Source organism: Pseudarthrobacter phenanthrenivorans, from assembly GCF_036455295.1.
Classification (GTDB): domain Bacteria; phylum Actinomycetota; class Actinomycetes; order Actinomycetales; family Micrococcaceae; genus Arthrobacter; species Arthrobacter phenanthrenivorans_C.
On record NZ_JAYXNX010000008.1, the window covers coordinates 105,608 to 118,519 of the forward strand.

The window sequence follows — 12,912 nt, forward strand, 5'->3', positions numbered from 1 at the left end:
CCACCCGGGACGCCTTCAGAATTACCGACAGAACGGTCAGTTAGTTAGTAGGGTACTACGAATCTGTGATGCGCAGCACGAACCTTGGGGATTTGTGCTGCCGCCTGGCCGTTGGACGTTAGTTCTATATTAGAACTGTCAGTTCGTATAGAGGACACTACCGTTTCGCGGGCGCCGAGACAAGGGTCCCGGCGTTGCCCTCCCTGCCGCCTAGGATGGACATCATGACCCCTCCAGCAGCCACAGCGCGCACCGGAGCGTCGCCCCAGGCTTCGCCGTCCCAAACCCTCTCCCGCGGCATCCGCGCCCTCGAGATCCTGGCTGCCGCCCCCGGCCCGCTGACCATCGCCGAGCTCGCCGATGCCATGGGTGTCCACCGGTCTGTGGCATACCGGATCCTGCGCACGCTGGAAGACCATTCCCTCCTGGTGCGTGACGATGCCGGACGGGTCCAGCCGGGCCCCGGACTGGCGGTCCTGGCCCGGGGTGTGTCACGGAACCTGCAGAGTGCAGCGCTTCCGGAGCTCACGCAGCTGGCAAACTCGCTGGACATGACGGCGTTCGTGGCGGTGTGGGACCACCACGACTGCATCACGCTGGTCACGGTTGAACCCAGGCATTCGGGGGCCACAGTGGCCCAGCGGCCCGGAACCCGCCACCCCATCAACGCCGGGGCGCCCGGCATCGCCATCCAGTCCGCCCTCACGGAAGCGGAATGGGACCGGCTGGAGACGGGCATCCCTTACCGGCCGGAGGCATCCGAAGCACGCAGGAAGGGTTACTCGGCCAGCCATGACGAAGTCATCGCGGGGGTCTCCTCACTGGCAGCCCCGGTCCGGGTTCCCGGCGGTCGCCCGGCCGCGCTGGCCGTCGTCTACATCCGCTCCACCCAGGATCCGGAGGCGGTAGGGGCAGCCATTGCCGAAAGCGCGGCCAGGATCGAGAGCCAGCTGGCGTAGCAGCGTACAGTTCGGCGTCCTGGTCAGGCCCTTCGGCGAAGCACGACGGCGGCTGCCGCACCGAGCAGCGACAGCGCCACCGCCGCGCAGAACGGGACAAGGAACGCGCCCCGGTATCCGTCCAGCTGTGCCAGCTGTCCCCCAACTGAGGAACCAACAGCTGTTCCGGCCACGATCCCGCTGGCCAGTGCGGTCATGACAGTGCCCAGCCTTCCGGCCGGCGCCACCCTGCCGCCCACCGCGAAAACGGTAACCATGACGGGGCCGACGGGCAGGCCCAGGACCAGCAGGACCACCGCCATCATAGGCAGTGAAGACGGCACCGGCAGCAGGAGTGCCAGCGCTGCCATCAGGACTGCACACAGTACCCAGCGCAGGGACAAACCGGCGCGCCTGGGCCAGTACGCCACCGATAGTGCCGCGACCGCGGAGCTGAGGCCCATGACGGCATACAGCAGCCCGGCAATTTCCGTACCCGCCAGGCCTGCCGCGAAGGCGCTGAGCGCCGCCTGGGTGGACCCAAAGAACGTTCCCATACAGACCATGGCAAAGACGGGCAGGGCCACCGACCACGGCAGCCGGGCAGCGCTGCCGGCACCCTTGCCCCCGGGTTTCCTGGAACTGGCGGCAGGCACGGCCCGATGGGTGGGATGGAAGGCGAACGCGGGTACCAGCGTGATGGTCATGGCAGCAGCCAGGGCCAGCGGAAGCCAAGGCGACACGAGGCTGGCCAGGATTCCCACCAGCGCAGGCCCAAGGACGAACGTGACTTCATCCGCGGTGCTCTCATAGGACAGTGCCGTGTCCAGGTCGCGGGCCGGGACGGACGGCGCCGCGATGCCTTCTGCATTGGCGGTCAGGGCCATCCACCTGACCCGGGCCAAGGGACCTACTTGTGGACAGGTAGCACCCGAAGCGAAGGCAATGGCCAGGACAGCAATCGAAAGCGCTCCTGACGCAGCGGAGGCGCTGGCCATTAGCACAAGGGCCAGCACTGCCACGGTGTTGAGCAGCGCCGACACCACGAGCACGGCCCGCTGGCCGCGCTTGTCGGCCAGCGATCCCAGTACCGGAGCTCCCAGCGCGGAGCCGATGCCCACCGCGCCCGCCGCGGTCCCCCCGGCAGCAAAAGAGCCGCTCACGGAGGTGACCAGCGTCAGTGTGCCAACAGTCAGCATGGCGAGGGGAAGCCGCGCAAAGAGACCCAGCGGGATGAAGCTTCGGCCCGCGAGCTGTGGAAGGCGTGAAAAGCGCCCCGGCGTCCCGGAAGGAACCTCAGGGACGGTGTTGTCCGGGCCGACGGCGGCCGAGGCAGTACCGGCGGGGGTGGTTGAAGGAGGATTCTGTGGTGTCAATTCCGGGCTCGTTCAGTCGCTGCGCATCGTCCCTCCTCCCGATGCGCGCAACCCGGTAACGCGGTCAAGTATATCGGCCCGGGTCAGACGGCGGCATCCAGGCTTTCGGAGATCCGCAGCGTGGAGCCGTTGCGGCCTTTGAGTACCTGCAGCTGGGTGCCGATCCGCTGCTTCATCTCTGCGACATGGCTGACCAGCCCCACTACCCTGCCGCCGTCGCGCAGCCCTTCCAGGGCGTCCATGACCTGCTCCAGCGATTGCTCGTCCAGGCTGCCAAAGCCCTCATCGACGAACAGCGTCTCGATTTCCACTCCGCCGGCCTCCTGCTGGACCACGTCCGCCAGTCCCAATGCGAGCGAGAGTGAAGCCATGAAGGATTCTCCCCCGGACAAGGTTGAGGTGTCCCTGCGGAATCCCGTCCACTGGTCCACCACTTCCAGTCCCAGCCCTGACTTCGCACCCCGGGCCGCCTTTGCGTCGGTGTGCTGAAGCAGGTACCGCCCGTCACTCATGGCCACCAGGCGTTCGGACGCGGCAAGGGCCACCTGTTCCAGACGGCCGGCCAGGACGTAGCTGTTCAGGCTCATGCGGTAGGTGTTCTCCCCGCGGCCGGCTGCGGCATCAGCAAGCCCGGCGAGCATTTGCGCCCGCTCTGCCGGCCCGCGGGACGAGCTGGCCAATGCGCCGTACTCAGCCGCGATGGATTGCAGCGATGCAAGGCAGCGGGCGGCCAGCCCTGCGGCCAGGTCCGCTTCCCGTGCCGTGTTCCGGGCAGCCGCCGCCCCTGCATGCAATCCAGCAAGCCGTTCTTCGTCCATCTGGAAGCCCTCCGCTGCTTCGGCCAGCGCCAGCACGATGTCTTCGGATTCGAACAACCCGGCCACGCGCGCGGCTTCGTCCTGTGCTGCGCGGATGGCCGCGTCCAGGGCCGCCGCCTCATTGGAAGCCAGGAGCTGCCCGCGGACTTCGTCGGCGGTGGCGAAGCCGGCCTCCGGCAGCGCACGTTCCAGGTGCCCGCGGGCTTCGTCCTCCTGCAGGCGGGCAGCGTCCAGGCGTGCCTGTGCTTCCACGGCCTTATCCAGGACCGCCACAGCGTCCTCGAGTGACCGCAGCCGGCGGTCCAGGCTCCGATGGTCCCCGCGCAGTCCAGCGAGTCCCTTGTCCAGTGCCGCCGCCTGTCCGGCAAGGTCGGCAAGGGAGGCCGCGGTCCGGGACAGCTCAGCCTCCGCCTCTGAGACGTTGCGCCGGGCTTCGGCGATGGCGGCATCCAGGGTCTCCAGCCGTTGGCGCCGGCCCTGGAGGTCCCTGGCGGCCTGCTCTGCGTCGAGTGCTGCAGCATCCGCGCTGTCCGCTGCGGCGCGAGCATCATCTTCCGGGGTGTTCCCGCCCTGGCCAGCGAGGACCGCCACGGCCTGCCCGGCTTCGGCCAGTTCAGCGGCGACCAGGGCGTGTGCAGCCTCTGCGGCCTCATAGGCAGCGTGGGCTTCTTCTTCCTTCTGTGCCAGCCCCGGACCACCGGTGCCTTGGTCTGCAGGAGCGGGGTGCTGGCCGCTCCCGCAGACGGGGCAGGGATCGCCCGCAACCAGCTTGGCGGCCAGCTCAGCTGCGGCATTGGCCAGCCGGTCCTCCCTCAGGTCCAGCCAGTGGCGCTTGGCCTCCAGCAGGTTGTCCCGCGAGTCTTCATGGCGCACCTTGGCGCGGTCCCGGACTGTGACGGCAGTCCTGTGGCGCTGGACCACGTCGAGCAATTCTGCGGCTGCGGCAGCTTCCTTGCGACGCAACGCGGCCTCCGCGGAGCGGGCCTCCAGGTGGTCCAGGCCATCCACCAGATGTTCGCGCTCCGATGCCAGCTGCGTTGCCTGGACGGCCAGCGCGTCCAGGGCCTGCTGGAGTTCTTCCTGCCTGCCGGAGAGCAGCCGGTGCCGGTTCCGGAGGTCCTGGAGCCTCTCTTCGTCCGGAATGCGTGCCTCGACGACGGCCAGGAGCGAGCGAAGGCGACCCAGTTCCTCCGCAGGCCCGGGGGCGTTTCCTTCCAGGCTGAGCTGGACCAGCTCGCCCCCATCCCCGGCGGCCAGCCGGAGCAGCGTCATGGCAGATCCCGCGGCAGCCGCTGAGCTCCGCACCTTGACCGCAGCAGCGTCCACCGCCTGAAGCTGGCCCTGCAGGACCTCGGCCTGCCGGTGCCGGGCCAGCGTGGCCAACAGTTCATCCTGGCGCGCAGCCCCTTCCTTGACTGCCCGCTGCCGGGCGGTGGCGGCCTGCAGTTTCCGGTGCCGCTCCTGCCGGCCGGCTTCCAGCTCCACCTCAGAGCGCCGCTCCCGGCTGGCGGCTTCGGCAGCGGCTGCGTGTTCGGTGAGGTCAGCCAGCCGCGCGGCAACAGACTCCTGCAGCCACTCAAGGCGCCGCGGGATGTCGCCGGGCGGCGGGGCAGAGTCGCCTGGGAGTTCCAGGGGTGCCGCTTCGGTTTCTGCCCGCGAGGCGAGGAGTTCGAGTTGCCCCGACAGGGCCGCAACGTCCTCCCTGGCAGCGGCGGCCTCCCGCGACAGTTCCTGTTCCAGTGCTTCAAAACGCTGGGTGCCAAAGAGCTTCTGCAGCAGATCCAGCCGGTCGGCAGCCTTGGAGCGAAGGAAGGCAGCGAAATCACCCTGCGGCAGCATCACCACGCGCGTGAACTGTTCGCGGTCCATGCCCAGCAGGGCCATGATTTCGGCACCCGCCTCGTCATTGCGGGCAGACTTCTCCACCCAGGATCCGCCCACGCGCTCCCGCAGCAACGTTTTGGCCTGCTGGAGGGTGAAGCCTTTCTTCCCCCTTGCACTGGGCTTCTCCCAGGCCGGGGAGCGCGTCACCTCGAAGCGGCGGCCCTGCGCGGAGAACTCGCACGTCACCGCCGGCTCCTGCCCCGGGTCCGCGTGGTCGCTGCGCAGCCGCTTGCCGTCCTGCCTTGCTCCTGGAACAGAGCCGTACAGGGCGAAGCAGATGGCATCCAGCACGCTGGTCTTGCCGGCACCGGTGGGTCCGTTCAGCAGGAACAGGCCATGGGCGCTGAGGCGGTCAAAGTCGATGTCCTCGCTTCCGGCGAAGGGCCCGAAGCCGGAGATCCGCAGATGGTGGATCCTCACCGTGATCCCTCCAGGAGCCGAACGTTCTCCAGCGCCGCCGCGAGCGCAGACTTTTCCGCCGGGTCCGCACCCCGTCCCCGGACGTGCTCCAGGAAGCCGCAGCAGACGGCAAGGTCGTCCGGAGCGCCCGCAAGCCTGCTGCTGTAGCTGGACTGCGCGGCGGCAGTCACGCCCTGGGGATCGAACGCCAGTACAAGGGTGTCCGGGAACCTGGTCCGGAGCCGTTCCATGGCCCGCGCAGGACGCTGTGCGTCCGTAAGAGTGATGTGGCAATAGGCAGCTTCAGCCCAGGCGTGGCCGGGGTCAGCCAGGAGGTCCTCCAGGGAGCCGCGAAGAACGGCCAGGGTACGCGGGGCCTCCCAGAGGACCTCACTGACCGAAGTGACTCCCGCCGGACCGATATCCACCACCCAGGCGCCCTTCCGGTGGGCGGACTCGGAAAAGGAATAGGCCAGTGGCGATCCCGAGTACCTCACGGACTCCGACAACTGCTGCCGCCCGTGCAGGTGGCCCAGCGCCGTGTAGCTGAAGCCATCGAACAGATCCAGCGGCACAGCCCCCACACCGCCAATACTCAGGTCCCGCTCGCTGTCCGAACTGATGCCGCCGCTGGCAAAGGTGTGCGCCAGGACCACGGAGTGGACGGCTGCGGACCCCGCCCGCCGCGCAATGTCCGCCCGGATCAGGTCCGTGGCCGCACGGGTGACCTCAAAATGGCTGGCTGATTCCGTCCCCAGCTGTTCAGCCACGAGCCTCGGCTCCAGCCACGGAATACCATAAAGCGCCAGTACGGCGTCCGTTCCGTCGGAGTCCGTTCCCAGCGGCAGCAGAAGCGGTTTGTCCAGGTCCTCAAGCCGGGTGCGCAGGTGCACTCCGCCGCGCTCCAGCAACCGGGACGCAAATCCGAGCCTGATGGCGGAGTCGTGGTTTCCGCTGGTGAGGACCACTTTTGCCCCCGCAGCAGTGAGCCTGACAAGCGCGTCATCAAGGAGGTGGACAACGTCCACGCCGGGCAGTGCGCGGTCATAGACGTCACCGGCGATCAGGACGACGTCGATGCCGTCCCGCTCAACCGCTGCCACCAGCTGGTCAACGAAAGCACGCTGGGCGTCCAGCATACCGACGCCGTGAAAGGAACGGCCCAGGTGCCAGTCGGAGGTGTGAAGTAACCGCATATTCCTAAGCTATCGGCAGGCACTGACACTGCGGAAAACCGCCGCGGCCTGTGCGCCAAGGATCATTTGCGGTCGAAGAATTCCTGGGCCTCGCTGACGCCGCGCGACTTCTCCTGCCGGGGCGCCGCTACCGGCAGGAGCCCGTCCTCCGGACCGCCGTCCTCGGGTCCGACCTCCTCCGCACCGCTGCCGTCAATGTCCGGGGTGACACTATCGCTGGCAACGTCTGCCGCACCGCCGTCAACATCAACGCCACCTTGGCCGCTGCCGGCTTCTTCGCCCCCGGCACCCTGGTCCGTGACGGGCGCAGGCGATTCAGCCACCGCTGAAATCCTGAACACGAGCCCTGCTATCGCGCCGCCGGCCAGCGGCGCCACCAGGAAGACCCACAGCTGCTCCACGGCCCAGCCGGAGCTGAAGATGGCGGAGGCGACGGCCCGGGCAGGGTTGAAGGGCAGGTTTCCCACCGACTGACCCACCTGCAGCAGCGCCGCGAAGGACAGGCCGACCGCCACGGGCGCCACGGTCCGGCTGCCGCCTTCGCGGCCACCGGCGCCCAGGAAGACTGCCACGATGATCGCGGCCCCCAGCAGTTCCAGGAGCACGACGGCGGCAACGGGTGCCTGGATGAGGGAATGCTCCCCAAATCCCGCGGCCACGGTATCAAAGGCAGTGCGGCTGTCCGTGATGCCGGGCAGGGTGCGCAGTATCCCGAAGAGGGCAAGGGCCCCCACCAGCGCACCCACCACCTGGGCGGCGGCGTATGCTGCCGCTGCCCCGGCGCGGATCCGTCCGGCCAGGAGGTGCCCAAGGGTGATGGCCGGGTTGAAGTGGCCACCGGAAATGTGCCCGAAGGCGAGCATTGCCGCGGTGATGGCCAGTCCTGCGGCGAGGGCCGCGGGAACAGGGCTGGACTGGGGAATGCTGAACAGCGGCACGCCCAGCCCAGCCACCGCCAGGAAGAGGCTGCCGAAGGCCTCGGCGACCAAACGGGGCATGAGGGCGGGGGCAGGAGCTGTGCCGCCGGGCTGCAGTGTGTAGCGTTCGGAGACAGGGGTGCTCATGATCAAACCTTTACGTTGGGAAGCAGGTGGCCGCCGGTATACCGGCCAGGGCAACCCGGACAGTATCCCAGCCCAGGCTGTGCGTTTGCTGGAGGGCACCCGGCCACCGCTCCTCCCCGTCCAAGCGAGGCCCTGCGCGGCTGCCGTGCGCAGGACGGTAAATTTACCCCATGAGCATTGACCACGGCATACCTGCGCCCGCCCTCAAATCCCGGACTCACGGCTGCCTGCTGGGCGGCGCGCTGGGAGATGCACTGGGTTACGCCGTGGAGTTCGACTCAATCGCCGACATCCGCCAGCGCTTCGGGCCGCAGGGCCTGACCGGACTTGAGCAGCTTTCCGGCCCCCGCCACTTTTCGGACGATACGCAGCTGACCCTCTACACGGTCGACGGACTGGTGGAGGCACTGGAGTGGGCCAACGCCGGAGTGGGGGCGGACGTCAACGCCTGCCTTTGGCTGGCCTACCTGCGGTGGCTGGCAACCCAGGGCGAAGACGCCGGGCCCTCAGCGCCCGTACCGCAGCCGCGGTGGATCGACGGCAACGAGGTCCTCCGCCAGCGGCGGCATCCGGAAAAGGACTGCATCAGCGGGCTGGCCACCGGCGAGATGGGAACATCGGCGCGTCCCGTCAACCCCGCGGCAAAAGGCCCCGGGACAGTGATGCGCTCCGCACCGTTCGGGCTGGTTCCACACATCGCGCCCGACGCCGTCTACAAGCTGAGTGCCGACGCCGCCGCGCTGACCCACGGGCATCCGGCCGCGCACCAAAGTGCCGGGATCTTCAGCCTGCTGATCCACCGGTTGGTCTCCGGCGACGGACTGCGGGACGCCGCCGCCGCGGTCTGCGCGCACGCCGCCGCCCTTCCGGCCGTGGCCCCCGAGCTGCCCGGACGGCTGGAGGCCGCCCGCAGCCTCGCGGAGAAGGGCGTTGTTGCCCCAGGGGAACTGGTCCAGGTGCTGGGCGGAGGCTGGTTGGCGGAGGAGGCTCTCGCCGTCGCCCTCTATGCCGTCCTTGCCACTCTTCCCCCCGACGCTGCCGGTGCCCGGCCGGAACGGCATTTCCGGGACGCCCTGGCGGTGGCGGTGAACCAGAGCGGCGGCAGCGACACGGCGGCCTCTATGGCAGGAAACATCCTGGGAGCCCTGTACGGGGAGGACTGCCTGCCCGCGCCGTGGCTTGATGTGCTGGAAGCGCCGGAGGTGATCCGCGGCATGGCGGATCAGCTGGTAAAGGTTACGACCGGCGAAGGCTGATGTTGTTGCAGGCCTCGCAGACGTCCTCGGGGATCACTCCGCGGCGCTGCAGGAACCCGAAAATCGTGCAGCCGAGGCAGAATCCGGCGAAGGCCTCCAGCGACGCCGCGATGACCAGGACGCCCAGGAGCGCCCACGCCGCCGGAGCCGCACCGGCAGCGAACAGGAGAAGGGCTGCCGTGGAGACCGCAGCGCCGATGCCCTGGGCGAAGCGCTTGGGCGGACCGGCCACCAGCCTGGCCTTCCCCAGCCGCGGCGTGATCACCTTCACCGAGAGCAGGGCCAGGGGCGAGATACGCGGGCCGAAGAGGAGCCGCAGCCAGAACCCGGCGGCGATGGCCAGCAGACCCCACCCTGAACCTGCAATGGCGGTGACGACGGCGAGCAGCACCACGAGCGCTGCGGTGACGCGGGCAGCGTATTCATTGACGGGATTGGGGAACGCAAAAACGGAGGACATGACGCAAGGCTAGGAGCGCGCCGCCCGGGAGCCAAGCTTTGTTGCGCCGCATGACTGTAGGCACGTCCAGCGCGGGTCGGCTCAAGCGTTGAAGGCAGGCGCGAGGACGCTGTTCCAGGGTGCGCCGGCATCGGCCTTCGGGGCCTGGGGAACGTCCCCGCCCACCATCTGCAGGAACTCACCCTCGGAGAGTACCTCGATGGCCTGTCCCCGCTCATGGAGTTCCAGGACGCGGCGCGCCTTGCCGGTGAGCCTTCCCGAGCGCAGGTCGGAGGCTACGAACCCGTCCCCCACCACAAGGACGGTGGTACGGCCGGTGACCCGGCTTTCCGTCCGCGCGCCGCATCGGGCCGACCGCAGCTTGGCCTCGGGGCGGGCAATGGACAGTTGCCCGGTGAACACCACCGTCTGCGCGTACAGGGGGTGGCTGGGCTCGGCATCCATGTTGGGCTCCGGGTTCAGCCCTTCCTCAGGCCAGCCGGACTGGAACCGGCGGACCAGCTCAGCTCCGTTGCCGGACCCGCCCGACATGGCAGCCAGGCTGGGCTTGGACAGGTCCCCCGTGGCCGGGTCGAAGGCCGGTTGGCGCGGGATTGCAAGACCCAGCGAAAGGTAGAGCTCCGCGATGCTGTTGGCACCGTTGCGGGCGGCGATATCTATCAGGATGCCGGCGCACGCACGCGCATCCTCGGCGGCATCATGGTGGTTGACCAGCGGCACGCCGGCTTCCTCGGCCGCGAACGGAAGCGAGTTGGAGACCAGCGAGTAGCAGCGCCTCGACAGCATGACCGTGCAGACGTAATCGTAGGCCGGGCCGGGGAGGCCCGACACTTCAAGCGCGGAGCGGATCACGCCCAGGTCGAAGGCGGCATTGTGGGCCACCAGGACGTCCTCTCCAATGAAGGCGCCGATTTCCGGAAACAGATCGCCGAACCTCGGCTGCCCTGCCACGTCGTCCGGGGTAATCCGGTGGATCCGCACATTGTGGTGGTCGAAGTGGTCGTAGTTGGGCGGCGGCCGCATCAGCCAGGAGGCCTCCGCCACGATTTTCCCGTTCCTCACCTTCGTCAGCCCCACGGAGCAGGGGGAGCCGCGGAAGCCGTTGGCTGTTTCAAAGTCGATCGCCGTAAAGTCCAAACCCACGGCCCCTACCTTACCGCCGCCACGGCCCCAACCCGGGAGGCACAGGCCCGTCAAGTACCCTTGAGGGGTGAACTTTCCTGTGATGAATGACCTCGCTGTGTCCATGCTCGGCGCGGGACCGGTCCAGCCGAAAATGGCTTCGTTCCTGCCCGACTGGCTGAACCCCCAGGTCTTCCTGGCTGATCCCACGCTCGCCCCGTGGGTGGTCCTGCTGGTGTGCGGGATCATCTTCGCCGAGACCGGCCTGCTGGTGGGGTTCTTCCTGCCGGGCGACTCCATGCTGTTCACCGCAGGCCTGCTGGTGGCCACTGACACCATCAAGTTCAACATCTGGCTCCTGGCACTGCTGGTTGCGGTCTCCGCCATCATCGGCAACCAGGCCGGCTACCTCATCGGATCCAAGGCGGGGCCGGCGATCTTCAACAGGCCCAACTCAAAGCTTTTCAAGCGGGAGAACGTTGAAAATGCCCACGCCTTCTTCGAGAAGCACGGCGGCAAGGCCCTGATTCTGGCCCGCTTCGTACCCATCATCCGCACCTTTGTGCCCGTGATCGTCGGCGTCGCGCAGATGAGCAAGCGGAAGTTCTTCATCTACAACGTCATCGGCGCGCTGCTGTGGGGTGCCGGCGTGACCCTCCTCGGCTACCTGCTCGGCGACAAGGTCCCCTGGGTCCGCGACAACCTTGACATCATTTTCATCGCCATCGTGCTGCTCTCCGTGATCCCCATCGGCATCGAACTCCTGCGCGGCCTGTCCGCCCGGCGCCAGTCACAAACCTTCGGCACCGACACCGTTGATGAGTTCATCGAGGAACACGAGCCGGAAGAGGAGCAGAAGACGCACCGCAACCTGCACGGCCGCCCGGAGTAGCGCTTACCCCCGGGCACACCGCCAAAGAAGGTGCGCACCCCGCTGGATGTTTCCAGCCGGATGCGCACCTTTTTTGCGCCACTTGTGCCTAGCCTGCGGCCTCCAGGGCTGCCACGATGGAGGGCAGAAGCGCCCGGAAAGCCTTGCCCCGGTGGCTGATGGCGTTCTTTTCCTCGGCGGACAGTTCGGCGCAGCTTCGGTCCTCGCCTGAAGGCTGCAGGACCGGATCATAGCCAAAGCCCCCTGCGCCCCGCGGTTCGCGGAGGAGGATGCCTTCCAGCTGCCCGTACTCCACAACCTCGCGTCCCGGGCCCTCCGCGTCCGCCGGCATGGCCAGTGCTGCGGCGCAGACGAACGCAGCACCCCGGTGCTCATCCGGGACGTCGGACAGCTGGTTCAGCAAAAGTTCGAGGTTGGCGGCATCATCACCGTGCCGCCCCGCCCAGCGCGCCGAAAAGATCCCGGGAGCGCCGCCCATGACGTCCACGGCCAGCCCTGAGTCGTCCGCGATTGCCACCAGGCCCGTAGCGCCGGCCACTGCCCGCGCCTTCAGCAGGGAATTCTCCGCGAAGGTGACGCCGGTCTCCAGGACGTCCGGCGCACCCGCCGCAGCTGCGTCCACCACCTGGGTGTCGACGTCGAGCCCTGGTACCTGCCCGCGCAGCAGTTCACGGAGCTCGCGAAGCTTGCCCTTGTTGTGGGTGGCGAGCACCAGGCGGGGACCAGCACTGCTCACAGCGTGTCCGCCAGGGTTTCACGCTGGATGGCGGCGAGCTGGGAGGTGCCCAGCAGTGCCAGGTCCAGGAGCTGGTTCAGCTCATCCCGGTCGAACGGTGCGCCCTCGGCAGTACCCTGCACCTCCACGAACTTCCCGGCCCCCGTGACCACCACGTTCATGTCGGTTTCGGCCCGGACGTCCTCGACGTAGGGCAGGTCGAGCATGGGAACGCCGTCGATGATGCCCACGGACACAGCAGCGATGGTGTCCAGCAGCGGCTGGGCGTTCCTGGCGATGAGCTTGTTGTCCCGGGCAAACCGGATGGAGTCCGCCAGCGCCACGTAGGCGCCGGTGATGGCCGCGGTACGCGTACCGCCGTCGGCCTGGAGAACGTCGCAGTCCAGCACGATGGTGTTTTCGCCCAAGGCCTTGGTGTCAATGATGGAACGCAGGGAGCGTCCGATCAGGCGCGAGATCTCGTGGGTGCGGCCGCCGATCTTTCCCTTGACGGACTCGCGGTCGGACCGGGTGTTGGTGGCGCGGGGCAGCATGGCGTACTCTGCCGTGACCCAGCCGCGGCCCTCACCCTTGAGCCAGCGGGGGACGCCGGCGGTCAGCGAGGCCGTGCACAGCACCCTGGTGTTGCCGAACTCGATCAATGCCGATCCCTCAGCCTGGTTGGACCATCCGCGGGTGATGCTGATGGGCCGGAGCTGGTCGGGGGCGCGGCCGTCGGCGCGCACGATGGGCACTGCTGTTGCTTCAGATGTCATGCCTTTAGCTTATCCA

11 protein-coding genes are annotated in these 12,912 nt (G+C 68.2%); 3 read left to right on the forward strand and 8 right to left on the reverse strand.

The genetic code is table 11. The annotated features are described in order from the left end of the window. Window positions 1-224: 224 nt before the first annotated feature. A complete protein-coding gene (locus VXJ37_RS12210; protein WP_331323293.1) occupies window positions 225-959 on the forward strand; it encodes an IclR family transcriptional regulator in 735 nt (244 codons plus the stop codon). 23 nt (window positions 960-982) lie between these two features. On the opposite strand, the gene VXJ37_RS12215 is transcribed toward VXJ37_RS12210, so the two are convergent. The 4 genes from VXJ37_RS12215 to VXJ37_RS12230 all read right to left on the reverse strand — a co-directional run bounded on the left by VXJ37_RS12215 (window position 983) and on the right by VXJ37_RS12230 (window position 7,675). Beyond that, window positions 983-2,314 carry an MFS transporter gene (locus tag VXJ37_RS12215; protein ID WP_440589800.1) on the reverse strand — a complete coding sequence of 444 codons (1,332 nt, stop codon included), beginning with the start codon at window positions 2,312-2,314 and terminating at the stop codon, window positions 983-985. Between the two features lie 83 nt (window positions 2,315-2,397). Next, entirely contained in the window at window positions 2,398-5,436 is a 3,039-nt protein-coding gene (locus VXJ37_RS12220; RefSeq protein WP_331323294.1) for an SMC family ATPase, read from the reverse strand. Next, window positions 5,433-6,611 carry an exonuclease SbcCD subunit D gene (locus VXJ37_RS12225; RefSeq protein ID WP_331323295.1) on the reverse strand — a complete coding sequence of 393 codons (1,179 nt, stop codon included), beginning with the start codon at window positions 6,609-6,611 and terminating at the stop codon, window positions 5,433-5,435. Before VXJ37_RS12225 ends, VXJ37_RS12220 begins: the two co-directional genes overlap by 4 nt. Window positions 6,612-6,673: 62 nt before the next feature. Then, window positions 6,674-7,675, reverse strand: coding sequence for an MIP/aquaporin family protein (locus tag VXJ37_RS12230; protein WP_331323296.1), 1,002 nt, complete (start codon window positions 7,673-7,675; stop codon window positions 6,674-6,676). A gap of 170 nt (window positions 7,676-7,845) precedes the next feature. On the opposite strand from VXJ37_RS12230, the gene VXJ37_RS12235 reads away from it, so the two are divergent. Further along, complete coding sequence (locus VXJ37_RS12235) at window positions 7,846-8,931, forward strand: ADP-ribosylglycohydrolase family protein (RefSeq protein ID WP_331323297.1); 1,086 nt, start codon at window positions 7,846-7,848, stop codon at window positions 8,929-8,931. Here VXJ37_RS12235 and VXJ37_RS12240 read toward each other — a convergent pair. Continuing rightward, on the reverse strand, window positions 8,912-9,391 hold the full coding sequence (locus VXJ37_RS12240) for a DUF4395 domain-containing protein (RefSeq protein ID WP_331323298.1): 480 nt from the start codon (window positions 9,389-9,391) through the stop codon (window positions 8,912-8,914). The two genes, VXJ37_RS12235 and VXJ37_RS12240, sit on opposite strands and share 20 nt — an antisense overlap. 81 nt (window positions 9,392-9,472) lie before the next feature. Further along, window positions 9,473-10,534, reverse strand: coding sequence for an exonuclease domain-containing protein (locus VXJ37_RS12245; protein ID WP_331323299.1), 1,062 nt, complete (start codon window positions 10,532-10,534; stop codon window positions 9,473-9,475). Between the two features lie 82 nt (window positions 10,535-10,616). On the opposite strand from VXJ37_RS12245, the gene VXJ37_RS12250 reads away from it, so the two are divergent. Beyond that, the gene (locus VXJ37_RS12250) at window positions 10,617-11,405 is read left to right on the forward strand and encodes a VTT domain-containing protein (RefSeq protein ID WP_331323395.1); all 789 of its coding nucleotides are present in this window, start codon (window positions 10,617-10,619) and stop codon (window positions 11,403-11,405) included. Between the two features lie 88 nt (window positions 11,406-11,493). Here the strand turns inward: VXJ37_RS12250 and rdgB are convergent, their stop codons facing one another. Continuing rightward, window positions 11,494-12,141 carry an RdgB/HAM1 family non-canonical purine NTP pyrophosphatase gene (rdgB, locus tag VXJ37_RS12255; RefSeq protein WP_331323300.1) on the reverse strand — a complete coding sequence of 216 codons (648 nt, stop codon included), beginning with the start codon at window positions 12,139-12,141 and terminating at the stop codon, window positions 11,494-11,496. After that, window positions 12,138-12,896 carry a ribonuclease PH gene (gene rph / locus VXJ37_RS12260; protein ID WP_331323301.1) on the reverse strand — a complete coding sequence of 253 codons (759 nt, stop codon included), beginning with the start codon at window positions 12,894-12,896 and terminating at the stop codon, window positions 12,138-12,140. The genes rdgB and rph overlap by 4 nt, the downstream gene beginning before the upstream one ends. Window positions 12,897-12,912 lie beyond the last annotated feature (16 nt).